The organism is Geobacter sp. AOG1 (assembly GCF_019972315.1).
GTDB lineage: Bacteria > Desulfobacterota > Desulfuromonadia > Geobacterales > Geobacteraceae > Geomobilimonas.
Map to the genome: position 1 here is coordinate 1,658,365 of NZ_BLIZ01000001.1, position 20,822 is coordinate 1,679,186.

A 20,822-nucleotide genomic window follows, 5' to 3' on the forward strand; every position below is an offset into this window, starting at 1 on the left:
CCAGATCCCGTCGTTGCATCTTCGCGTCAGTGAATTCCCCACCAGAGCCACATCCGTGCCAGCAGGGCTGCCAGCCAGCGACCGGCGGCGTTGTCGGTGATCCGGTCCAGGTGGCGGTCATAGATGTCGAGGCAGGTGGTCGTCCCCGTGCCGGGAGCGAGGTTGCAGTGGAAGTTGCGGCGCACGTCCAGGGCAAAGGCGAGCTGCCAGGCATTATCCCTGATATAGCGTCCGGTGCCCTGCCACAGTGCCCGACGCTCTTGAGGGGTGAGGCTGCATATCAATTCCCCGAGCCGCTCCAGGATGGGGCGGAGTTGCAGTCTTTCCGTCCGGTCCTGGTGCCGGTAAAGACGGGGAAGATCGCGGAAGAACGGCTCCCACCCCTGGTTGGCGAAGTTCATGATGATGGCATTCAGTGCCTGGCGTGCCGCCAGCCCTTCCGTTTCGAAGCGGCGAGCCGACGTCCCGATTTCGGCGGGGAGGAGGAGCAGTCTCCCCCGGCGCCGGACGGTGTCGGCGAAACGGGTCTCGGCCAGCATAGAAAGGGTCTCGTCGAACGGGCCGACGTCAGCGAATGTTTCCCGTCCCACAAGGAGCCCCTGGTCACCGTGGCTGCATTCCGGGCGGTCGAGGCATGCCTTGCACTCGTAGTAGTAGTAGGGGAGGGAGGGGGCTGTTTCCGTGCGCCTGAAGCGGAGCGCAAACCGCCCGGCCAGGAGTGCGCCGGGGTCTGCCGACCGAGCGGTGGCAAGATGGAGCAGGCTCCGACGAAGAGCGAAGGGGTCGGAGAAATGTGAGTCGGCATGGAGAAAGAGGAAGCAGGGGGCCGCCGCCGCTGCGGCGCCGACGTTGAGCTGGAGTCCCCGCGCCGATTCCGTCTCCACGATGGTGACTGGGAAGGGGACCGTCGCTGTCAGCCGCCGGGCCAGTTCCGGCGTCCCGTCGACGGAATCTCCATCGCAAAGCACCAGTTCCAGCTCCACCTCACGCTGGTCGGCCAGGCTACGGAACAGGTCGGCCAGGCCGGCCGCTTCGTTGCGGGCGGGGACGATAACGGCAAGTTCGGGGTGGCAAGAGGAGTGGGGCATGGGGGACCTGTGGTGGGGAGGTGGGGAGGATGCGTCAACGGCCTCCCCGTACCTCCACCCGGTTGTCGTAGAAAGTGCTCCCTTCTCCCCGATCGGTAAGGCGCTGGGAGACGAGGGCGTTGACCGACCGGGGGCCGGGGGTGTGGGCGAGCCACCAGACACCTTCCGCCACCACTACCCCTGCCGGGACTCCGGGGGTTACCTTCAGGGAGAAGACCACCTCCCCCAGACGATTGAAGGCGGTCACCTCCCTGCCGTCCGCAAGCCCGCGCGCCGCCGCGTCGGCCGGGTTCATCTGGAGACGCATCCCCCCCTGCTTGATACGCAGTTCCTCCTGCTCGTAGAAGGAGGCGTTGAGGGCGAATGGGGTGGGTGCGGTCATGAGCCGCAGGGGGTGTTCCCCCTTCTCCTCGTGGGTGGGGAGGTAGCGGGGAAAGGGCTCCGGTTCACGTGGATTGAATATCTCCACCTTTCCCGATGGAGTAGCGAAGGGGGGGGCGACCGCGGGCAGCCGCAATTCCACCCCTTTCCCCTCTGCCAGTCGGGCGGTGTCGATCCCCTCCCGCAGCGACCGGGGGATGGCGAGGAGATGGTCGATGAGGTTGTCCGCACTCTGGCGGAAGAACGGCTCATCGAACCCCATGGCCCGGGCCAGGAGGGCGAATACCTCCCAGTTGGTCTTGCTCCCCCCCACAGGAGGGATAACCGGCCGGGCGCGCTGGATGCAGTAAGTGCCATAGGATCGGTAGATGTCGCTCTGCTCCAGGGACGAGGTGGCGGGGAGGACGATGTCGGCGAAAGCGGCCGTGTCGGTCATGAATCGCTCGTGAACCACGGTGAAGAGGTCGTCCCGGCCAAGTCCCCTGAGGACGGAGTTCTGGTCCGGGGTGACGGCGGCCGGGTTGGAGTGGTAGACGTAGAGACCCATGACCGGCGGGCCGGATAGCTCGGTGAGGGCATGGCCGAGCCGGTTCATGTTGACGATACGGGTCGGTTTCGTCATGAAGTCCTCACGGGTCACCTCGGCCAGGGCAAAGGCGCTGCCGGTGCTGACACCGCAAAAACAGCCGGCTCCGGGTCTCCCGTAGGCGCCGACCAGCGCGGGAAGGGTGGCGATGGTCCGGACAGTCATGGCGCCATTGCCGTAGCGGGAGAGCCCGCTTCCCAGGCGGATGAAGGGCGCGTTCGCTCTGCCGTAGGACGCGGCCATCTCCTCGATGAGGATGACGGGGAGGCCGGTGAGCAGGCTCACCTGTTCCGGCGGGTAGAGGGGAAGAATGCGGGATGCGAACTCCTCGAACCCCTGGACGTGGGCGGCGATGAATTCCCGGTCGAGTTGTTCGTCGCGGGCGAGCAGATGCATCAAGCCGAGGGCTAAAGCCCCGTCACTGCCGGGATGGACCAGGATGGTCCGGTCAGCCGCGGCGGCGGTCGGGGTCTCATAGGTATCGATGAGCCAGACGGTGGCGCCCCGCTTTTTCGCCTCCCGGACACCGTGGAGGAAGTGGATACTCGTTGCCGCGGCGTTGATCCCCCAGAGAATGACCAGGTCGCTGTCCGCCACCGTGTCCGGGTGGGGTGCCGGCGTTTCCCCCATAACTGCCTGCCAGCCGGCGTCCTTGGCGGGAGAGCAGATGGTCCGGGCCAGCCGGGAGGCCCCGAGGCGGTGGAAGAAGGGGTGGCCGCTGTTTCTCTGGACGAGTCCCATGGTCCCGGCATAGGAGTAGGGAAGGATCGCCTCCGCCCCAAAGGAGGCGATGATGTTCCCCCAGCGGGCTGCGACCCGTTCGATGGCCTCGTCCCAGTCGGCGGGGCGAAACTGGCCGCTTCCCTTGGGTCCGGTGCGAATGAGCGGTGTGGTGAGGCGGTGGGGTGAGTGGACCGTCCGCTCGTAGTGGAGCATCTTGGGGCAGAGGGTGCCGCGGGTGAAGGGATGTTCCGGGTCGCCGCTCACCCTGGTTGCCCTGCCATCCTCTACCTCAACCAGCAGGCTGCAGGTGTCGGGGCAGTCGTAGGGGCAGACCGAGCGCATGATGGTACCGGCCATGGTGCCTCCTCGTCGTGAAGTGCATACAGCATAACACACCCCGGCAAAAATGCAGAACAGCTTTCCCTGTCGGGCATCCGGGGAAATGTGTCGCCGAAGCGGAGCCAGGTACGGTACACTATAGATGGAATTGACAAGGAGCTACCGGTGAACTACCTCTTCCATCTTTACCTTTCTCCCGACACCCCGGCGGAACTGGTCGGGAGCATCCTCGGCGATTTCGTCAAGGGGCGGCTCGATGCAACCTACGCGCCGGACGTCACCCGGGGGATCGTACTCCACCGCCGGGTGGACAGTTTTTCCCACGACCATCCCGCGGTGCGGCGAAGCCGGTTGCGGATAGACGAGTCCTATGGCCATTGCCGGGGGGTGCTCGTGGATGTCTACTATGACCACTTCATGGCCCGGACATGGAATCGCCACCACCCCGTCCCGCTTCCCGTATTTGCGCGGCATGTCTATGCCGCCCTCCAGTCCCACCTGCCGAGCCTTCCACTCTCCATGCAACAGATGGCAACCCGGATGATAACCCATGACTGGCTCACCTCCTATCGGGATGAGGCAGTCATTGCCAGGGTGCTGGAACGGCTTTCACTCCGCCTGCGGCGACCGAACCCATTGGCATCGGGTGCCAGGGAGTTGCGCCGTAATTATGCCGGGCTCGAAGAGGATTTCGAGGAATTCCGGGAAGCGGCGGTGGCGTACGTGGAAGGGCTGGCAGGTGAAATCTGACGGCTTTCAATCGTTGACGCAGAGGCGCAGTGACGCAACGGGTGTCAGACCCTTGTCTCTATTTCACCATCTTGCCCGGTGATGCTGATAAAACGTTCTCTCTGTTTCAAAAGCTAACAAAAGACAATCAGCCATAAAAAAGGGCCTGCAGAAATCTGCAGGCCCTTCGTGCTCACGATGAGCGAGTTATTTCTTCTTCGCCGGCTTGGCCGGAGCGGCCGGTTTGCCCGGTGCTGCCGTAGACTGGCTCGACCAGTGGTTCAGGTCGTGGGCGATGTTGTGGCAGTCGCCGCATTTCGGGAACCTGGCCAGCATACCGGCCGGGTGCGGTACGCCGTGGCAATCCTGACACTTGGGTACCATCTTGTGTTTTTCCTGGTGGCAGTACACGCAGGCCAGGGACTTGTGCTTGGAGGTGCTATTGGTCAGCAGATCGAATGCCTTCTTGTGGCAGGCAGCGCAGTCTTTGGACGGCACGGTGGAAGCGTACTTCACGTTCTTCGGCTGATGAGCCTTGTGGCACTTGGCGCAGTCGGCCTGAACCATCGTCGGAGCGTGCGGCTTGTGGCACTGGACGCACTGCGGAATCCTGCCGTGGACGTTGTGGCAGGTGGAGCAGTAGAGTCCCGAGTGCTTGCTCTTGAATTCCTTCAGCTGGGCGATCTGCTGGGTGTGGCAGGTCACGCAGGGGTCGGTGACGTTGCTGGCGAAGGCGATATCCTTCGGCCTGTGGGGATTCTTGTGGCAGTTTCCGCACTGCCCCTTGAGGGTGTAGTGGGGTTTGCCTTCGTGGCACTGGTTGCAGTTCGGGATGTTGTTCTTCGAACTGGGGCGGTGCCCTTCATGGCAGTTGTTGCAGCCGACCTTCTTGTGCCAGCCGCCAGCCGCCTCGATGTCGGCGGGGGGGCCGGCATGGCACTTGACGCAGTCGTCGTTGGTCAGGGCAACCTTTGCTTTAGCCGGTGCGGGCGCTGCAGCTTTAGCAGCCGGTGCCGCAGCTTTAGCCGGTGTTGCCGCCTTGGCAGGTGCCTTGGCCGGTTCAGCGGCCATTGTCTGGAACGCGGTGCCGACCATGAGCGCGGTTGCCATGGCCAGACCGATAGCGAGCCTGACGAGTTTCGGTGTTTTCATCGATTCCTCCTTGTAGTTAATGCTGCACATCAAATTTCACGGCAACACGGGAAAGTGCTTTCCCTTGATGCGATATTTTCCGGACGAGGGACATCCACAGCCGGCACACATTGTGGGGGATTTTGTCATGTTTTTTGGGGTCAGTCAATGAGAAATACGTAATCCGTATACAGTATGCAAAACCGGCGGGGATATTATCATACTTGGCGGTGCCTCGCAACCATTCAGGGAGCAGTATTGCCGTGCGGCAGGTTTTTCCTTGCCGACTGGTGCCGATACTGCTATACATCTGCCATGGAACGGTCACAGCGGGTATCTCTCCTCGAGATTTTCAAGGTGTTTTTTTTCATCGGGGCGACCGGCTTCGGCGGCGGCATGGCCATCGTCTCCCTCACCGAGCGGGTCTGTGTTCACGAAAAGAAGTGGATCAGCATGGAAGAGTTCATGCATGGGCTCGCCTTCGGCCAGATACTCGGCCCGTTTTCCCTCAACACTTGCACCTTTGTCGGCTATTACCTGCGCGGCCCCGTCGGTGGCATCATTGCGGCGTCCGCTTTTATCGCCCCCTCGTTCATCCTGATCTGTCTGCTTTCCTGGCTCTACTTCACGTTCCACGAACTGCCCCAGCTCCAGTCGGCTTTGAACGGCACCAATCCCGTCATCATCGCCCTCATCATCGTGGCGGCAGTGGGAATGGGACGGTCCAAGGTGAAGGGGAACGAAGCCTGGCTCATGGCCCTGGCTGCCTTCGCCGCAGCGGCCCTGCTCAACGCGAGTGCTCTCACCATCCTGGTCGCGGCGGCCGTCTGGTCCTTGGGACGGAGCTGGTACCGACGGGAGCACAGCTGATGGGGGGGCTTGTCAAGCTGGCATGGCTGTTTCTGAAGATCGGTGTGATCTTCTTCGGTGGCGGCTACGTCCTGATACCACTCCTCCACCGGATCATGGTGGATCAACTGCAGTGGCTCACCCTCAAGGAGTTCCTCGACGGGGTCGCCCTCTCCCAACTCACACCCGGTCCCCTTGCCATGCTTGCCACCTTTACCGGATACAAAGCGGCGGGCTTTCCCGGCGCTCTCGTAGGGACGGTCTTCATATTCCTCCCCTGCACGGTGCTCATGCTCGCCATCTCCAGCCGCTACGAGAAGATGCGCAACATGGAACTGATCCGCACTACCCTGGACGGACTGTTGCCGGCAGTGGTCGGGCTGGTGGCCGCCGCTGCCTGGAACCTGGGGAAGACCTCCCTCTCCAGCGGCCGGGATTTCCTCCTCCTCATTGCCGGCCTGCTCATCCTTCAGTTCACCAAGGTCAGCCCCATGTTCGTCATTCTCGGGGCGGCGGCTTTGGGGCTCGTCTTTCACTTCAGCTGAAATCCCCCTACCTCGCGCTATTCAGGTGCGGTCACTCTCCCGGTCGGAACATCCGCGGGAATGGAGGGTCCTCTGCACCATCAGGCGGAAGAGTTCTTCCATGCCCGACTGGACGACGGGCGATTCGATGATACCGAAGGCCCTGGCAATGGCTTCGTACGTCGCCAACCCTTCGGAGTGGAATTCCCGCCGGACACCCCACTCAGTCGGCGGACCTTCGGGAAGCCGGACCATTTCGGCATGGCCGAGACCGGGAAGTCTTCGTCCCATCCTGGACGCCTGCCGCCAGTTGCCATCGGGAACCACCAGGGTGATGGGCCGGTCGTCACCCTCCAGAAAGCTTCTGCTGAGGATGGGGGTATCGTCTCCGGGGTAGAGGAGGAGCGTACGCCGACCGGGAACATCCAGGTCGCTGAAGTCGAGGGGACGGTCCCGATGGCCGTGAATGCGCAATTCGCTGTTGGACAGGGATTCAAGGGCAAGCGGGCCGGTGGCCGTTGTCTTGATCTGCTCGCGATGGTGCATCACGAGGACTAGCCGGGTGGAGAGGTCATACCGGGGAATCAACGGGCAGAGGCAGAGATGGAGATGCATTCGGCAACGCTGGCAACGTTCGCTTCGTTTTGACCTGGTACCCATAAAGGCGGAACTCACTAATATCTTCACATTTCTCAGTACTGCGGGAGCTGCTAAGTCCGAGCTGCTACTTGTCTCAAAATACTGTGCCGGGCGGGGTGAGTCAAGGACAAAGCAGGTACGGGGGAAGGAGGGGAGTCCGTCAGAGGCTGATCCGTTCGCCGGCGAGAAAATCCGCAACCCGTTCCGGCCGGTCCCGGAACGCCTGCACGGCGGTGTGGAGTTCCATGCTGCGGGAATCGAGGCCTCGCCGGTCGAGAGCCGTTGCCACGTGCATGAACGCCTCGTCGTAGAAGAATTTCTGTTCCAGGTTGAGCATGACCGGCTCTTCGTCGTCCATCCAGGTGATTTCCAGTGATTTCCGGCACTGGTCCGGGTCGGTGGCGGCGATGCTGCGGCACATGAGGGGGCGGAGCGGGTGGATGAGGCACCAGCCGCGGTGGTCGAGGAAGGCGCAGGGAATCCGGAGGCGAATTCGCTCTTCGTCGTCCACCCAGCGGAGGTATCTGGCGAACGTTCCCACGGTTTCCGCAAGTTGGGCGAAGGCCGGTTCCCGGAGCCAGGCGGCGATGGCGATCGCTTCGGGGAGGAGAACCGCCACGTTGAGACTGCAGCAGGCGGAACAACCGGCGTGGCAGGCGACGAGTGCCGCCTGCTCCCGGTCGCTCTCTTCGGCGAGTGTCCGTTCGGTGATCTGGACAGCAGTGTCGAGCATGGCACGCAGGCCCGCGGCATCGGCAGCTTCCGCAAGCTTTTCGCCGATGGCCTGCTGTAGCGTCGCGGAAAATGCCGTGTGGTCGACTCCCATGGTGCCGTCTTACCGCTTGAGCCGCGTCGACACGTAATGGGAGATGGTTTCCGCTATCACATCCGCCGGGTTCTTGGCGTTGTTGAAGACGAGGTGATAGAGGGTCGGGTCCGCCACGTCACGGTTGAGAAAATCTTTTATGAACTCTTCCCGCTGCCGCTGTTTCTTCCGGATGAGCTTTTCCGCCTCGTCCTCGTCGATACCGAGTCGTTTGGTGATCGACTTCAGTTTGAATTCCTGGGACGCGATCATGCGAAAGTGGTAGCAGTGGGGTTTGTCCTGGGTGAGGATCGATGCACCGCGACCGATGATGATGACGTTCCCCTTCTCGCTGAGGGCGACGATCTGCTTGCAGAGGAGCCGGTAGTAGTCCTTGTCGCTCTTCCAGCGGGAGGAGAAGGTGGAGACCATATCGTCGATGAAGCGGTTCTTCTCCCCAAGATTGTGCAGGAGTTCTTCCGACAGGTTGTGGTGCTTCGCCACCTCCTCCAGCAGCGCCTTGTCCATGACAGTCCAGTCGTCGCCGGTCTGCTTTTCCAGAAGTTCCTGCAGCTTCTCCGTTACGGGAAACCCTTCGCAGCCGAACTCGCGGGAGATGGTGATGGTCGGTCGGACCTTGTCGCCGCGCCAGGGCCCCTTCAGATTCCTCCGGCTGACTTCCAGGAAACTTGCCAGACGTTTTTCGATGGATGGAACCAGCAGTTTTTCAGACATTGTCAGCCTCCTTTGTCGTCGATGCGGAATTGCCGCCGGCTGCCGGCAGCAACGAACTCTTACTACTAAGTAGGCCGCGCTTTGGACGGTTAGTCAAGGGAGAGAGGAAAAAATTGTGTCCATTCCGCATCCGTCGTGTAAAGCGGCGGTTCACATCTTGCCGAGGAAGAATACCTGCAGGTCCTGGGTCGGCTGATAGTTGCGGAGATGGATCTCGGCCCGGGTGGGGCCGGTGGTTTTCAGTGGCCTGTCGAAGCAGGCGCTCACCAGTTCTTCCGGGGCCTTGTCGATGGTCAGGTGGAATTCCCCGATGGGGCGTCGCCAGTTGTTGGCGGTGGTGAGGATGTAGCCGAGCCAGATGGCGCTGCCGAAAACCTCTTTCCCCGGCGGGATGGTTCTGTTCAGCCATGTCTCGGCGTCTTGGTCAAGGCAGGCCCGCACGGGGATGTCGTCCTCGTCTTCGTTGCGGAAGGCCCGGAACCCAGTGTAGGGTGTGTAACGGTGATGGATGGTGACACGCGTGCCGGCGGGGAAGGTCTGGGTCCAGTGGCAGGTGATGGCCACCTGCCAGTCGGGCCAGCCGTCACCCCCGATGACCCCCGTCTCCCGGAATTTTTCCATGTCGGCGCCGATCTTGGCGGTGAATTGCTCTTCCGTGTCAGGGAGTCCGTCGAAGTCTTTGATGGAGATCTTCCTGGCGGTCAGGAGGTCGGTGACGTCCTTCCCCCGGGCCTGGGCGCGAATGTCCTTCCGGTAGAGGACCGGAGTGCCGTTCACCTCTACCGTGAAGTCGTCGAAGGAGGGGATACCGCCGGGGGGGGCGATCCTGAATTCATAGGGAGGAATGGGGAAGGCGACCTCGGTGGTGAGGTCCTGCGTGCCGGTGTTTCTGAAGACGTACGTGACGTCGACCCGTTGTTTGCCGATCCGGAGGTCTTCCCGCTCAATGACGATGTCTCGCACTTCCTTGAACTGCAGGCCGGTTGGGGTCACTTCCACTGCGGAGTCGTTGGCGTTGGCCAAAGGAGCGAACAGGAGAACGGAGATGAACAGCAGCGTTCCGGCAAGGATCGTCGGGAAGCGGGACATGGCGTGGTCTCTCCTTTCTCCCTGCGTCAGTGCCGCCCCGCGGCGGCGGGTCACTCCGTCGATACGACCACGACCATCCCGAGCACGCCGATAGAGACCAGGCGGGGACGGCTGATTTTGGTAACGGTGGCGGAACAGAGGAGATAGTTCCGGTAACGGAGGTAGCCGAACTCGTTTCTCAGGGCGCCGACGGCGGCGGAGAGTATACCGCTCTCTTCCCGGGTCCGTTCGGCAATTTTTTCCTTGTGCCGGTCGAAGCCCGGATTGGTGACGGCGAGAAGAACCAGCGTGGCAAGAAGTATCAAGGGGGTGCGGTAACGTTTCATGGAAGCTCCGATTATGGCGTCCAGCCGATGGCCTGCAGCCAGTCGGCGGTGGTCATTACTTTGCTGAAGAGCATCTGCTGGGTCACCAGGATGGCACGGTGGAGTTCCTCAGCTGTCACCGATCCGGCGGCGTTGCTGATAGAGAGTGTGCCGGTGGCATCGGACAGGAATTCCACGCCGAAACCGAGATGGCATGCCTGACGGGCGGTGGTGTCGCAGCACATCTGGGTCATGTAGCCGGCGATGGCCACGGTGTCGATCCGTCGCTTGCGCAGCCATGTCTCCAGGGATGTGCCGGTGAAACTCCCCGGCCACTCCTTGCCGAGGAGGAGGTCGTGGTGGCGCTCCGCTACGTCGGAAAGGAGTCCCCAGGCGGGCGTTCCCTTCCTGAATACCGTCGCATCGGCCTGGGGAGAGGCGTGCTGGATCACCACTACCGGGATGTTCCGTCCGGCGGCGGCATCCATCGCCCGCAGGATGTTGGCCAGGCTCCCGGCGGGGTGAGTGACCGGCAGCTTGCCGGTGAAGTACTCGTTCTGCACGTCGATGATCAGCAATGCCCGCTGCATGGTTATCTCCTCCCCGGCACTACGGCATACTGTCGTCGTTATAGAGAAAACGTGGGACGATGTCAAACGGAAAGGGTTCTGCCCGGCTGAAGCGACGTTAGCGACCGCATGCGCAAAAAAAGCCCCGGCAAGGTGCCGGGGCTTTCGCGAATGGCATGTAGTGGTGGGAAATTACTGCGAAGTGGCAAAATTTGCCTGCTTGACCACCATGTCCACCACCGGCAGCGCCGGCACCTTCTCCAGACCGTAGATTGCTTTCAGATCGATGTCCTTCGGCACGGCGCCAAGGAGCGCTTCTGCCACTTTCTGGCCGGCCTGACGGAACCGGAGCCGGGCCTCGACCGTTACGCTCTTCGCCCCATTGGCGGGGAAGCCGAAATGCACATCCTTGTACCCTTTGGGAGGGATGGTGTCGTGGCGGGAGAAGGCGGTGACTTTCCACGGGTCGATGGCGAAGTGGAAATCGTTCCCCATGCCGTCGGAGTTGAGGTTGCGGGCGTCTTCGGGCAGAGTGCCGTCAGGGTTGAGGGAGCCGCTCGTCATGATGACCTTGCCGCTTTCATCCTTGGCGATGACCTCGAGCCACATCTCCCTGACGTTGGTGAGGGAAGTGGGGAGGTTGTGGCCAGCGCGGATGTTCTTCACGCGGACTTTCAGTTCTGCCAGCCGGCCGTCGCGGTAGACGGGGGAGAGTTCCAGGTCGGCCGCCGACTTAAGCCGCTCTACCGCCATGTCATACTGCTGCATGAGGCTCTTGGCCAGTTTCTCGTCTCCCCCCTTTTTTGCCGCCCCGGCCGCCAGGTAGGAAAGGAGGAAGTTGGCACCGTTGAAGTAGTGGCGGTACTCTTCCCGCGTGGGCTTCACGAACTGGTCGGCGGTGCGCTTGAATACTTCCGTCTCCACCATGTGGCAGTCCTGGCAGAGGATCTCCTTCTGGGCATAGGGTCCGTGTTTCCACTCCAGGTAAGTGGCCTCGATGGGGAAGTGGGAGTCGTAGTGATAGACCTGATGACAGCCGGCGCAGAGGTCGGACTGGAGGTGGAGGGACGACTCTTCGCACTTGTGAAAGCCGGCGCCGCAGTTGTCGGACGGCTTGAAGGGGCCCCGTTTGATCAGGGTCTGTCCCCCCGTTGTTTCCACTCCCGGGGTCAGGATGAAAGAGCCGTTCTCCGGTTCGTGGGAGGGGGTCTGCCAGTGGGTGGTGCCGCTAATGGAGTGGCAGATGTCGCAGGATACCCCTGCCAGGGCCATGTCGGAAAGCCCCGCGTTCCCCGGACCCTTGATTTCGCCGGTAACTACACCAGCCGGGGAGTGGCACCCCTCGCACTGACGGGCGATATCATGCCCCACCGCCTTGACCCCCTTGTTAAGCTCTCCCTGATAGACCGGGTCCTTGAAGGCGAGGCTGTGGACCGAGCCGTTCCATTCCCGGTACTGCTTGGAGTGGCAGCCGCCGCATTTTTTCGGGTCATTGAAGGGGACGGAGGACTTGTTCCATTTGATGAGGGACGGGTAGTAGGGATAGAACTCCTGGTCCACGTCGAAGACCTTGGACGTGGCCAACGCAGATCCGACACACAGTGCCAGAAACAGGGCCGCGCAGGCCAGGGTGCGTATCAGGTGAAAGCGGTTCATCGCTACCTCCTCAGGATTGAATTTCAGTTGTTAAGTCTGTGTTAATGTATCCGATGGTGCTCAGGGTGTCAACCGGGGACGGGAAATTGTACCCTTACAATGTGTCGATGCCGGCTTCAAGGGGGCGGATTACGGCGGTCGTCGAAATGGGAAGGACTATGGCGAGTTGTTGGGATTCATGAAGGGGCGATTGGTGGTATACTATAACCAGGAAACAGGAAAAGGATTGCATGACAGAAAACACCGGTGACGCTACGTGCTGCCGGTGGTGAAAGGTGGTGGCAAGGATGAACGTGTTCGATTTCGCCATGGAAAAAGAAGAGGAAAGCCGGAAGTTTTACGAGAAACTGGCGGCAGCGGCAAGAACGAATGAACTAAAAACAATCTTCAACCTGCTGGCAGAGTCCGAACGGGAGCATCACGAGCACCTGGCGGCCCTGAAAGCGGGGACCGATTCTCGGCGGGCCGAGTCGGTCGTGCTCGAGCGGGCCAGGGACGAGTTGGGGAAAATCGTCGGTGAAGCTGTTCCCGAGACGATCCTGGCGGAGGATCAGGATGGATATGGCCATGCCATAAAAGCGGAAGAAGAGAGCATCCGGCTCTATGAAGAGCTGGCAGAGAAGGAGCAGAACGTGTCGGCAGCCGGAATCCTGAAACGGATCGCCGAGGAAGAGAAGCACCATCTGGAAGTCATGGAGAATATCTACGAATTCGTCGAATCTCCCCGTACGTACCTGGCCTGGGGTGAGTTCGGCAATCTCAAGGAATACTGATTGGCAGATTTATCTGGTCACGTTGCATGTGTAAAGGTGCATGTGTGAAAGCCCGCAGGAAACGGGCTTTTTTGCGGCTTCAGCAAGCTGATGGAGGTTTACGCGGCCGAAACGTAGCGTAAGAGTGGTATTTTGAGCATGGCGATTTAAGCCATCCACAAGAGATACGCCCCCACAGTAGCGACAACGAATCCGCCGATCCGTTTTGTCCAGGTGGAGAAGTTGACGACCCCTCTTGCCTTTACGAACGACTCGACAAAACCGGTGAACGTCCCGGCTGCCAGGATCAGCAGGCAGTGGCCGATGGCGTAAGTGAACAGCAACGTCGTTCCGTACAACACCCGCCCCTTGGTGGCCACGTAGGTCAGGATCACCACCAGCACCGGTGTTGCACAGGGGGAAGAGACCACTCCGAAGAACAGGCCGAGGATGAACGAGCCGACCACACCCCCCTGTTTCGGCTTGAAATCACGCTTAACCGGCAGACGGATTTCGTAGAGCCCCATCATCTGTCCTCCCATCACCAGCGCCACGATACCGGCGGCAACGTACCACCAGCCGCCGACGGTGCCGAACATGGTCCCCAGCAGCCCCGCGGCAGCACCGAAGGCGGTGAAGGTGAGGGAGAGCCCCAGGATAAATGCCAGAGAATAGCGGAATGCCTTACAGCGGTTTCCTTCGGCATAGCCGCCGACAAAGCCGACGACCAGCGGGATGGTGGCGAGCACGCAGGGGGAAGCCGAGGAGATGACGCCGGCAAGGAAAACGGCGCCAAAGGCCAGCAGCGGATAGGCGGCGACGATCTGCTCGATGTTGTCGAGAAAGGTCATTTAATCCCCAGCGCCTTCAATTCCCTGGTGATTTCGGCCTTCTCCATGAAGCCGATGTGGCGTTTGACCTCTTTCCCCTTGGCGTCGAAGAATATCTGGGTCGGGATCAACTGAACCCGGAACTTTTCCGCAGCAGCCTGATTTTCATGGACGTCGATGAACAGCACGCTGGCTTTGCTGCGATACTCGCCGGACAGGGATTCCAGGATCGGCGCCATCTTCTTGCACGGGATGCAGCTGCGCGCCCCCAGGTCAATAACGGTCGGTTTGCCGGAAGAGAGGGCCTGTTTGACAATCGCATCGGTGGCGGACGGGAGTTCGGCGCGAGCTACCCCGGCAAGCATCAGGATACAGGAAAGGACTGCTATGCAGCGTTTCATGGATGTTCCTTTCAGTGGATTGTGTTGGTGAAGCTCTATAGCATCCCCATGATCTCCGCTACGGAAGCGACCTTGCCAGAAAACTTCACCTGACCGTCGATCACCAGCGCCGGCGTGCTCATGACGCCGTACTTCATGATGGATGGTATGTCTTCCACTTTCACCACCTCGGTGCTTGCGCCGCTTTCTTCCACGGCCTTCTTCACGTTCTCGTAGAGGGTCTTGCATTTTGCGCAGCCGGTTCCCAGTACCTCGATTTTCATGTCATATTCTCCTTTACAGTAGTGCGTTGAACAGGTAGCCAACGATGACGATAGCTATTGCAACGATACCAAAGAAGGTTGCCAGGAGCGGTTTCTTCAGTACGTTGCCGAGAATGATCGCTTCCGGCAGGGAGAGGGCGGTTACCGCCATCATGAACGCCAGCACGGTGCCGATGGCCATCCCCTTGGCGGTGAGGGCCTGGACGATGGGAATCACCCCCGCGGCATTGGAGTAGAGTGGCACACCCAAGGCCACCGCGACCGGAACAGCGAGGGGGTTGTCCCGTCCTGCCCAGCGGGCCAGGAAATCCTGCGGCACGTAGCCGTGGATAAAAGCGCCGATGCCGATACCCACAACAACGTAGGGCCAGATCTTCTTCAACAAACCGAGGGTGTAGCCACGGGCATAGGTGAGCCGTTCCGGCCAGCTCTGCTCGGCGATCTCGGCGTTCCCCACCCGCATCTCCCAGACATAGTCCTGAACGTACTTTTCCATGTTCAGTTTGCCGATGACGATGCCGGCGACGATGGCCACTGCCAGGCCAGTGCCGATGTAGATGAGGGCGATTCGCCAGCCGAACATCCCCCAGAGCATGATCAGGGCCACCTCGTTGACCATGGGTGATGAGATAAGAAAGGAAAAGGTCACCCCCAGGGGCACTCCCGACTCCACAAAGCCGATGAATAGCGGCACCGCCGAACAGGAGCAGAAGGGAGTCACAATCCCCAAAAGGGCGGCCATGACGTTACCAACATACTCCCGTTCATGGGAAAGTATTCGCTTGGTCTTCTCCGGAGGAAACCAGGAGCGGATGATGGCGACAACATAGATGATGGTGGACAGAAGGAGAAATATCTTCACCGTGTCGTAGATAAAGAAATGGAGCGCCCCGCCAAGACGGGTTGTTATATCCAGGCCGAGCCATTGCTTTACAATCAGGTCGGCGAACTGTTCAAGGAATGAAAACATGTTGGTATCTCTTCATGGAATGATCAAAGAATGCTGCCATGGTAAAAAAATCATGAATTGCAGCCACATTTTTCTTCTTATTATGCGGCAGCGAACCAGTGCCGGGTGCGGTTGCAGAAGGAGCAGACCGACAGCATGACCGGCACCTCCACCAGGACCCCCACCACGCAGGCCAGGGCAGCCCCTGACTCGGGGCCGAAGATGGTGATGGCGACGGCGACGGCAAGTTCGAAGAAGTTGCTGGCGCCGATCAGTGCCCCCGGAGCGGCAACGTTATGGGGAATCTTGAGCCATTTCATCAGTCCATAAGCCAGGGATGAGTTGAAATAGACCTGGATGGTGATTGGTACGGCGATCAGCAGCACGTGGAAGAGTCGGCCGGTGATGTTGTCGGCCTGGAAGGCGAAGATCAGCACCAGCGTGGCCAGAAGGGCTCCGATTGCCACCGGGTGAAGTTTGGGCAGGAAGGCGTTGTTGAACCATTCCGGGCCGTGGGATCTGATCAGCACGTTGCGGGTGATGACCCCGGCGGCCAGCGGGATGACGATGAATACAACCACCGAGGTGAACAGGACGCCGAAGGGGACGATCAGGTTCGATGCGCCGGATACGAGAAATTTGACGATGGGGGCGAAGAACAGCAGCATCAGCAGGTCGTTCACCGAGACCTGCACCAGGGTGTAGCCGGGATCACCGTCGGTCAGGTAGCTCCAGACAAAGACCATGGCGGTGCAGGGGGCGGCGGCGAGGATGATACTGCCGGCAATGTACTGATCGGCCTCGGCCGGGGCGATCCAGGGGCTGAATACCAGCCGGAAAAAGAGCCAGGCGAAAAAGGCCATGCTGAACGGCTTGACGATCCAGTTGACGAACAGGGTGACGAAGAGCCCTTTCGGATTTTTTCCCACATTGGCCACCGAACCGAAATCGACCTTGAGCATCATCGGGTAGACCATGAGCCAGATCAGGACAGCGATGGGAATGTTGATCTGGGATCCCTGACCAAACTCAAGCCCACGCAGAGATGCCACCGCCTGGGGGGCCGCCTTGCCCAGCGCCACACCAATCACCATGCAGATGGCGACCCAGACGGTCAGGTATTTGTCGAAAAAACTCATCTGCTTTTCCATCATTCCTGCTCCTATTGAGTACGGCGTACAGCGATTTTTTTGCGATTTCTTTCTTTAATCCGGATTTACGGATTAATTCGGGCAAAAAAATTGCTCCAAATCGTCGATGTGTGGTGGGGGCGGAGACTCCGCCCCCACTCCCAGATTTGGGAACTCCGATAATTCCACTCGTCAGGCGCAGACATTCCCGCGACTCAACCCGCGAAGTCGCTCAATATCTGACTTTGCCACCGTATTGCCGTGAAAGAAGTGGCGCAGGATGGGCAGCAGCGACTGCTGGAGTGGGCCGAGCTGTTTGAGAATGGAGTAGTAGATCCATACCCCTTCACGGCGGTCGCGCAGCCATCCCGCATTCCTGAGGTGGGAAAGATGTCGCGACACGGTGGACTGGGGGAGTTGCAGGACCGCCATCAGGTCGCAGACACAGAGCTCTTCTTCTTCCAGGAGCAGGGCCAGGACGCGGAGACGGGTTTCGTCTTCGAGGGATTGGAAAATCGTGGCAATGGTTTCCATGACTCGGAATATATCCGTACAGGCGGATGAAGTAAAGAGGATTTTTTGCATGTACCATGACGCCCTGCTTCAGGGGATTGGTGTGGACGGCGGCGTACGTCTGGTGTAGAATCGCCGTCGCTATCACCACGACTGTTCCGAGGTACATGACATGACGCAATTCGTCAAAGGGCGGGGGGCAAAGAGCGGCCTGCCGCCGGGGACCCTGGTCCACATCGGCGAGACGATCGACCGGCCGGTAACCATTCACGTAATGGACTACGACGAGGCGGGATGCCGGGAGACCCAACTGCAGTCCGTTTCCCAGTGCATCCCCTACCGGGACACGCGGACGGTTACCTGGATCAACGTGGACAGTGTCCAGCAAGCAGATATCGTCCAGCAGCTAGGGGAGTGCTTCGGCCTCCATCCCCTGGTGATGGAGGATATCCTCAATACCACCCAGCGGCCGAAGATCGAAGTATACGGCGACTATCTCTTCGTCGTCATGAAGATGCTGCACAACAATGGGCACCCCGAGGTCCGCGCGGAACAGGTAAGCTTCATCCTCGGCCCCACCCATATGCTGTCGTTCCAGGAAGGAATGGCGGGGGACGCGTTCGATCCGGTCCGGATACGGCTCCGGGGGGGGAAGGGGCGCATCAGGGCAGCCGGCGCCGATTACCTGCTCTATGCCCTCATCGACGCCATCGTCGACAACTATTTCGTGGTGCTGGAGCATTTGGGGGAGGAGATCGAAGCGCTGGAGGACGAAGTGGTCTCCCGGCCGACCCCCCATACCGTCCGTCGCATCCATGGCATGAAGCGGCGGATGATCTTCCTGCGCCGGGCCGTCTGGCCCCTGCGGGAGGTGCTCGCAGCCCTGCAGCGGGGAGAATCGGAACTGGTACAGGACGCAACGCTGATCTACCTGCGCGACGTCTACGACCACACCATCCAGGTGATGGACTCGATCGACACCTTCCGGGACATGCTCTCCGGCATACTGGACGTCTACCTGTCGAGTCTCTCCAACCGGATGAACGAAATCATGAAGTTCCTTACCATCATCGGCACCATCTTCATCCCCCTCACCTTCATCGTCGGGGTGTACGGCATGAACTTCCAGAACATACCGGAGCTGAAGTGGCAATGGGGCTACTATGCTGTCCTGGCCCTCATGACGGCCATAGCGGGGGGTATGCTTGTCTATTTCAAGCGGAAGCGGTGGCTGTGAGGACTCTGTCGCTTCTGTCAGAATGAATCGTTCGTCAAATATCCTCCTGATGCGGCAGGAACTCTGCCAGGTCGGGGGAATTCCAGAACGAAAAAGGGGACCATCGCCGGTCCCCTTTTCGCATTCAGCCAGGACTATTCCTTTGCTACCAGGTTTTGGGCAGGAATAGCCGCACTCCGAACGTTCCGATAAAACTCATCGGATCATATCTCCCTATGGTCGAGCCGTTCAGTAGAATGTCGCTCTTGCTGCCGGCTACAAACCTGAAGTCGACGGTCGCTACGATGCTTTTGGTGATGAAGTAGTCGGCCCCGAGAGAGGCGTGTCCTCCGTAGGTCCAATCTATGTCTGAATTCGTTATGTCACCCTTGATGAAATCGGCGCCGGCACCCACGTAGGGGACCAACCGGTGCTCGGGCATGAGCCGGTACTGGAGGCCGACCGAGATGTCGGTGGTCTGCTGTTCCGCAACTTTGCTCTTGTTGATCTTGATGTCCGTGGCAGGGGCGTGGGTAACGTCAAGTTCGAGGGCGAAGTTGTCACCCAGACCGTAGATCAGCCCACCACCCCCCGCAAAACCCGTCTCATGTTCACCTATTTCTGCACCTCCCACCTCAAGGTCTTTGAGCGGCACGGTAAACCCAAGCTTGCCTGTCAAGCCCAGCCTGCCGTTGATGCTTTCGGCCATGGCGGTAGATGTGAGCAGGACCAGGCTCAGGATACAAGAGATGATGATACGCATAGTGCCTCCTAGAAGAATGAAATCATTTAGCATATAAAACTAGTCAACATTATGGTGTGGTTTCCAGGGTAGCAATAAAACCCCCATAAGAGTAAACGAACCCCGTAGCATTGTTCGGATCAGCAGCCTCAGCTTTGTATATGACAGAGCACGAATTCTTGGTTACACCAGCTGGGAGAGCTACAGTTACCCCGGCATTGAATATGCCTAAACCAGTGTCATCAGTGGTAACTGTTCTTGCACTTGTTTCTGGAGAATCGATGAATACAGGACAATTGCCGATTTCGCTGTAAACACTTATTGTCACTGGAACACGCGTGCGTGGGATCCCGTTGTTATCCAGTATCTGAAACGGGACCAGTTGTAGAATTACTCGCGAAGTAGGTGCTGGGTCCTTGATAGTTACTGCCAATGTGTTCAGTGTGCCGTCGGGATCGGTAGGGTTTTTGGTTGTTAAAAATTTGATGATATTACTTTCGCTACGCATGATCTTGAATAAGCCGATTGCGGTGACGAGCTGATTGTTCGCCGAAGTAGACGCCTTGATAATTACATCAACAGCCGACGTGGTTGTTGACCCCGCCGTGAGGAAGTTTATGGCTTTGCCACTGGAATCAGTGGTAACTATTGCCGGATTTATGGTGACCGGCCCCGTGACAGCCTCGAACTTGATCGGCTGATTGGCGACAGGGTTACCGCTGGAGTCTTTCAATGTGGCGGTGGCAATGACGATACTGTTGGGTCCCACGGTGGTGCCGGTCCCCGATGGTGCGGTAACGCTCAGAGCGAGATTGTAGGAAAGCACGGTCCCGCTTCCGGTGGGTGTGGGCGTAGTAGAGGTTGAATCTGCGGTACTGCCAGACCCCGAAGAGAACGGGCTACTGGTTGAAGACGAACCGCTCCCGCAACCACCTATCGACAGCAACATGAGAGAAACCAGGACCGGCGCGATCATTTTCAGGCTGCGCATAACTCCTCCTTTGTATGATGACATTCGGATGATTATTCCGATATCGGGATCGTGTTCTTTGTAAAGGCTGATGTGCCGCGTTGCAAGCCTCGGGCGCGACGGGAAACCCTGGTTTTGTGAGAATCGGATTATAAATGTACTTTAAGCAACGCAAAAGTCAAGGTTGAAGTTAGAAAAACTTCACTGTGGCAAGGGGTTTCACTGGCTACGTTACAGAGAACAGCGTGGAAATGGGGCTTGCGGGTACGGGAAGGAGCGAGTTTTGAACCTGTGGGGTTGTCGTCGGGTGCATGGCCTCGTCCTTCTATGTATCAAGCCGGGAAGGGGTTTCCGCCGCATAGATGCCCATAGAGACCGGCTACCCTGTTTATCGTCCCATCCCCCCTTGATTACTGTCTGAAAAATTGTATGATTTGTGTTAGTTATGCTTAATACTACGGGAGGTGGACTATGAAGGGATTGGGTGTGATGGTGTGTGTGGCGATGCTCTTTGCTGCGGGGTGTGCCACGGAAAGTTTCGTCAAGGAGCAGACGGACCCCATCAGTAGCCGGATCGACAAGCTCGATTCGCGGCTGACGGGGATTGAAACGAAGCTCAATGACCTGGAGAAGAAGGTGGGGCAGCCCATGGCCGACCTGGATGCAGCAAAGAGCGAGGTTGCCGCTGCCAAGGCCGATGCCCAGAAGGCGGCGCAGGCGGCACAGGCGGCCGAAGGAAACTCGGTTGCGGCGGCCAACCGGGCCGAAGCAGCGGCAGCCAAGGCAGAAGACGCGGCCAAGCGGGCCGATACCTCCGCGCAGAAGGCGGAAAAGGCATTCGAGATGCAGCAGAAAAAGTAACGCAGGTAGATGTGAGTGAACGGGCCGCGGTGAGAATGCCGCGGCCT

The 20,822-nt window shown here is 59.5% G+C and carries 24 protein-coding genes; 6 read left to right on the top strand and 18 right to left on the bottom strand.

Going from position 1 to position 20,822, the window contains the following annotated elements:
* Nucleotides 1-26 precede the first annotated feature (26 nt).
* Both LDN04_RS07550 and LDN04_RS07555 read right to left on the bottom strand, forming a co-directional pair.
* On the bottom strand, nucleotides 27-1,088 hold the full coding sequence (locus tag LDN04_RS07550) for a glycosyltransferase (RefSeq protein ID WP_223908549.1): 1,062 nt from the start codon (nucleotides 1,086-1,088) through the stop codon (nucleotides 27-29).
* A gap of 34 nt (nucleotides 1,089-1,122) precedes the next feature.
* Complete coding sequence (locus LDN04_RS07555; RefSeq protein WP_223908552.1) at nucleotides 1,123-3,135, bottom strand: molybdopterin oxidoreductase family protein; 2,013 nt, start codon at nucleotides 3,133-3,135, stop codon at nucleotides 1,123-1,125.
* 147 nt (nucleotides 3,136-3,282) lie between these two features.
* Here LDN04_RS07555 and LDN04_RS07560 point away from each other — a divergent pair, with 147 nt between their 5' ends.
* The gene (locus tag LDN04_RS07560) at nucleotides 3,283-3,867 is read left to right on the top strand and encodes an ACP phosphodiesterase (RefSeq protein ID WP_223908554.1); all 585 of its coding nucleotides are present in this window, start codon (nucleotides 3,283-3,285) and stop codon (nucleotides 3,865-3,867) included.
* A 186-nt stretch (nucleotides 3,868-4,053) separates the two neighbouring features.
* Here the strand turns inward: LDN04_RS07560 and LDN04_RS07565 are convergent, their stop codons facing one another.
* Nucleotides 4,054-4,998, bottom strand: coding sequence for a cytochrome c3 family protein (locus tag LDN04_RS07565; protein WP_223908556.1), 945 nt, complete (start codon nucleotides 4,996-4,998; stop codon nucleotides 4,054-4,056).
* A gap of 294 nt (nucleotides 4,999-5,292) precedes the next feature.
* Here LDN04_RS07565 and LDN04_RS07570 point away from each other — a divergent pair, with 294 nt between their 5' ends.
* Both LDN04_RS07570 and LDN04_RS07575 read left to right on the top strand, forming a co-directional pair.
* The gene (locus LDN04_RS07570; RefSeq protein ID WP_223908558.1) at nucleotides 5,293-5,847 is read left to right on the top strand and encodes a chromate transporter; all 555 of its coding nucleotides are present in this window, start codon (nucleotides 5,293-5,295) and stop codon (nucleotides 5,845-5,847) included.
* Complete coding sequence (locus LDN04_RS07575; protein WP_223908560.1) at nucleotides 5,847-6,371, top strand: chromate transporter; 525 nt, start codon at nucleotides 5,847-5,849, stop codon at nucleotides 6,369-6,371. Before LDN04_RS07570 ends, LDN04_RS07575 begins: the two co-directional genes overlap by 1 nt.
* A 21-nt stretch (nucleotides 6,372-6,392) precedes the next feature.
* Here the strand turns inward: LDN04_RS07575 and LDN04_RS07580 are convergent, their stop codons facing one another.
* The 7 genes from LDN04_RS07580 to LDN04_RS07610 all read right to left on the bottom strand — a co-directional run bounded on the left by LDN04_RS07580 (nucleotide 6,393) and on the right by LDN04_RS07610 (nucleotide 12,148).
* Nucleotides 6,393-7,010 (bottom strand): tRNA-uridine aminocarboxypropyltransferase, encoded by a 618-nt coding sequence (locus tag LDN04_RS07580; protein ID WP_223908562.1) that lies wholly within the window; start codon nucleotides 7,008-7,010, stop codon nucleotides 6,393-6,395.
* Between the two features lie 139 nt (nucleotides 7,011-7,149).
* Nucleotides 7,150-7,815 carry a YkgJ family cysteine cluster protein gene (locus LDN04_RS07585; protein WP_223908565.1) on the bottom strand — a complete coding sequence of 222 codons (666 nt, stop codon included), beginning with the start codon at nucleotides 7,813-7,815 and terminating at the stop codon, nucleotides 7,150-7,152.
* Between the two features lie 9 nt (nucleotides 7,816-7,824).
* Complete coding sequence (locus LDN04_RS07590; protein ID WP_223908566.1) at nucleotides 7,825-8,529, bottom strand: AAA family ATPase; 705 nt, start codon at nucleotides 8,527-8,529, stop codon at nucleotides 7,825-7,827.
* Between the two features lie 150 nt (nucleotides 8,530-8,679).
* Complete coding sequence (locus LDN04_RS07595; protein ID WP_223908567.1) at nucleotides 8,680-9,618, bottom strand: DUF4424 family protein; 939 nt, start codon at nucleotides 9,616-9,618, stop codon at nucleotides 8,680-8,682.
* 50 nt (nucleotides 9,619-9,668) lie between these two features.
* Nucleotides 9,669-9,944, bottom strand: coding sequence for a hypothetical protein (locus LDN04_RS07600; RefSeq protein WP_223908569.1), 276 nt, complete (start codon nucleotides 9,942-9,944; stop codon nucleotides 9,669-9,671).
* Between the two features lie 11 nt (nucleotides 9,945-9,955).
* Entirely contained in the window at nucleotides 9,956-10,513 is a 558-nt protein-coding gene (locus LDN04_RS07605; protein WP_223908570.1) for a cysteine hydrolase family protein, read from the bottom strand.
* Nucleotides 10,514-10,684: 171 nt separating this feature from the next.
* A complete protein-coding gene (locus LDN04_RS07610) occupies nucleotides 10,685-12,148 on the bottom strand; it encodes a cytochrome c family protein (protein WP_223908572.1) in 1,464 nt (487 codons plus the stop codon).
* A 287-nt stretch (nucleotides 12,149-12,435) separates the two neighbouring features.
* On the opposite strand from LDN04_RS07610, the gene LDN04_RS07615 reads away from it, so the two are divergent.
* Nucleotides 12,436-12,921, top strand: a complete 486-nt coding sequence (locus LDN04_RS07615; RefSeq protein WP_223908574.1) for a ferritin family protein — start codon at nucleotides 12,436-12,438, stop codon at nucleotides 12,919-12,921.
* Between the two features lie 146 nt (nucleotides 12,922-13,067).
* Here LDN04_RS07615 and LDN04_RS07620 read toward each other — a convergent pair whose 3' ends face one another.
* The 6 genes from LDN04_RS07620 to LDN04_RS07645 all read right to left on the bottom strand — a co-directional run bounded on the left by LDN04_RS07620 (nucleotide 13,068) and on the right by LDN04_RS07645 (nucleotide 17,007).
* The gene (locus LDN04_RS07620; protein WP_223908576.1) at nucleotides 13,068-13,751 is read right to left on the bottom strand and encodes a cytochrome c biogenesis CcdA family protein; all 684 of its coding nucleotides are present in this window, start codon (nucleotides 13,749-13,751) and stop codon (nucleotides 13,068-13,070) included.
* A complete protein-coding gene (locus tag LDN04_RS07625; RefSeq protein WP_223908579.1) occupies nucleotides 13,748-14,131 on the bottom strand; it encodes a co-chaperone YbbN in 384 nt (127 codons plus the stop codon). The genes LDN04_RS07620 and LDN04_RS07625 overlap by 4 nt, the downstream gene beginning before the upstream one ends.
* A 35-nt stretch (nucleotides 14,132-14,166) precedes the next feature.
* Nucleotides 14,167-14,394, bottom strand: a complete 228-nt coding sequence (locus LDN04_RS07630) for a thioredoxin family protein (protein WP_223908581.1) — start codon at nucleotides 14,392-14,394, stop codon at nucleotides 14,167-14,169.
* Between the two features lie 13 nt (nucleotides 14,395-14,407).
* A complete protein-coding gene (locus LDN04_RS07635; RefSeq protein WP_223908583.1) occupies nucleotides 14,408-15,364 on the bottom strand; it encodes a permease in 957 nt (318 codons plus the stop codon).
* A gap of 80 nt (nucleotides 15,365-15,444) precedes the next feature.
* Nucleotides 15,445-16,497, bottom strand: a complete 1,053-nt coding sequence (gene arsB, locus LDN04_RS07640; protein WP_374045144.1) for an ACR3 family arsenite efflux transporter — start codon at nucleotides 16,495-16,497, stop codon at nucleotides 15,445-15,447.
* Between the two features lie 168 nt (nucleotides 16,498-16,665).
* Nucleotides 16,666-17,007 carry a metalloregulator ArsR/SmtB family transcription factor gene (locus LDN04_RS07645; RefSeq protein WP_223908585.1) on the bottom strand — a complete coding sequence of 114 codons (342 nt, stop codon included), beginning with the start codon at nucleotides 17,005-17,007 and terminating at the stop codon, nucleotides 16,666-16,668.
* A 151-nt stretch (nucleotides 17,008-17,158) separates the two neighbouring features.
* On the opposite strand from LDN04_RS07645, the gene corA reads away from it, so the two are divergent.
* Nucleotides 17,159-18,223, top strand: coding sequence for a magnesium/cobalt transporter CorA (gene corA, locus LDN04_RS07650; protein WP_223908586.1), 1,065 nt, complete (start codon nucleotides 17,159-17,161; stop codon nucleotides 18,221-18,223).
* 145 nt (nucleotides 18,224-18,368) lie between these two features.
* Here the strand turns inward: corA and LDN04_RS07655 are convergent, their stop codons facing one another.
* Together LDN04_RS07655 and LDN04_RS07660 are read right to left on the bottom strand one after the other, a co-directional pair.
* On the bottom strand, nucleotides 18,369-18,965 hold the full coding sequence (locus LDN04_RS07655; RefSeq protein WP_223908588.1) for an outer membrane beta-barrel protein: 597 nt from the start codon (nucleotides 18,963-18,965) through the stop codon (nucleotides 18,369-18,371).
* 49 nt (nucleotides 18,966-19,014) lie between these two features.
* Nucleotides 19,015-19,935: an Ig-like domain-containing protein gene (locus LDN04_RS07660; protein ID WP_223908591.1), complete on the bottom strand. Its 921-nt coding sequence runs from the start codon at nucleotides 19,933-19,935 to the stop codon at nucleotides 19,015-19,017.
* A gap of 450 nt (nucleotides 19,936-20,385) precedes the next feature.
* Here LDN04_RS07660 and LDN04_RS07665 point away from each other — a divergent pair, with 450 nt between their 5' ends.
* Nucleotides 20,386-20,775 (top strand): hypothetical protein, encoded by a 390-nt coding sequence (locus LDN04_RS07665; protein WP_223908593.1) that lies wholly within the window; start codon nucleotides 20,386-20,388, stop codon nucleotides 20,773-20,775.
* The last annotated feature ends 47 nt before the right edge of the window (nucleotides 20,776-20,822 follow it).

Excerpts from the sequence above, each read along its gene's own strand:
- LDN04_RS07625 (WP_223908579.1), bottom strand. The coding sequence starts at position 14,131 with ATGAAACGCTGCATAGCAGTCCTTTCCTGTATCCTGATGCTTGCCGGG.
- LDN04_RS07605 (WP_223908570.1), bottom strand. The coding sequence starts at position 10,513 with ATGCAGCGGGCATTGCTGATCATCGACGTGCAGAACGAGTACTTCACC.
- LDN04_RS07645 (WP_223908585.1), bottom strand. The coding sequence starts at position 17,007 with ATGGAAACCATTGCCACGATTTTCCAATCCCTCGAAGACGAAACCCGT.
- LDN04_RS07620 (WP_223908576.1), bottom strand. The coding sequence starts at position 13,751 with ATGACCTTTCTCGACAACATCGAGCAGATCGTCGCCGCCTATCCGCTG.
- LDN04_RS07555 (WP_223908552.1), bottom strand. The coding sequence starts at position 3,135 with ATGGCCGGTACCATCATGCGCTCGGTCTGCCCCTACGACTGCCCCGAC.
- LDN04_RS07570 (WP_223908558.1), top strand. The coding sequence starts at position 5,293 with ATGGAACGGTCACAGCGGGTATCTCTCCTCGAGATTTTCAAGGTGTTT.
- LDN04_RS07580 (WP_223908562.1), bottom strand. The coding sequence starts at position 7,010 with ATGGGTACCAGGTCAAAACGAAGCGAACGTTGCCAGCGTTGCCGAATG.
- LDN04_RS07590 (WP_223908566.1), bottom strand. The coding sequence starts at position 8,529 with ATGTCTGAAAAACTGCTGGTTCCATCCATCGAAAAACGTCTGGCAAGT.
- corA (WP_223908586.1), top strand. The coding sequence starts at position 17,159 with ATGACGCAATTCGTCAAAGGGCGGGGGGCAAAGAGCGGCCTGCCGCCG.
- LDN04_RS07565 (WP_223908556.1), bottom strand. The coding sequence starts at position 4,998 with ATGAAAACACCGAAACTCGTCAGGCTCGCTATCGGTCTGGCCATGGCA.
- LDN04_RS07660 (WP_223908591.1), bottom strand. The coding sequence starts at position 19,935 with ATGCGCAGCCTGAAAATGATCGCGCCGGTCCTGGTTTCTCTCATGTTG.
- LDN04_RS07595 (WP_223908567.1), bottom strand. The coding sequence starts at position 9,618 with ATGTCCCGCTTCCCGACGATCCTTGCCGGAACGCTGCTGTTCATCTCC.
- arsB (WP_374045144.1), bottom strand. The coding sequence starts at position 16,497 with ATGATGGAAAAGCAGATGAGTTTTTTCGACAAATACCTGACCGTCTGG.
- LDN04_RS07610 (WP_223908572.1), bottom strand. The coding sequence starts at position 12,148 with ATGAACCGCTTTCACCTGATACGCACCCTGGCCTGCGCGGCCCTGTTT.
- LDN04_RS07655 (WP_223908588.1), bottom strand. The coding sequence starts at position 18,965 with ATGCGTATCATCATCTCTTGTATCCTGAGCCTGGTCCTGCTCACATCT.
- LDN04_RS07630 (WP_223908581.1), bottom strand. The coding sequence starts at position 14,394 with ATGAAAATCGAGGTACTGGGAACCGGCTGCGCAAAATGCAAGACCCTC.
- LDN04_RS07575 (WP_223908560.1), top strand. The coding sequence starts at position 5,847 with ATGGGGGGGCTTGTCAAGCTGGCATGGCTGTTTCTGAAGATCGGTGTG.
- LDN04_RS07615 (WP_223908574.1), top strand. The coding sequence starts at position 12,436 with ATGAACGTGTTCGATTTCGCCATGGAAAAAGAAGAGGAAAGCCGGAAG.
- LDN04_RS07550 (WP_223908549.1), bottom strand. The coding sequence starts at position 1,088 with ATGCCCCACTCCTCTTGCCACCCCGAACTTGCCGTTATCGTCCCCGCC.
- LDN04_RS07635 (WP_223908583.1), bottom strand. The coding sequence starts at position 15,364 with ATGTTTTCATTCCTTGAACAGTTCGCCGACCTGATTGTAAAGCAATGG.
- LDN04_RS07600 (WP_223908569.1), bottom strand. The coding sequence starts at position 9,944 with ATGAAACGTTACCGCACCCCCTTGATACTTCTTGCCACGCTGGTTCTT.
- LDN04_RS07665 (WP_223908593.1), top strand. The coding sequence starts at position 20,386 with ATGAAGGGATTGGGTGTGATGGTGTGTGTGGCGATGCTCTTTGCTGCG.
- LDN04_RS07585 (WP_223908565.1), bottom strand. The coding sequence starts at position 7,815 with ATGGGAGTCGACCACACGGCATTTTCCGCGACGCTACAGCAGGCCATC.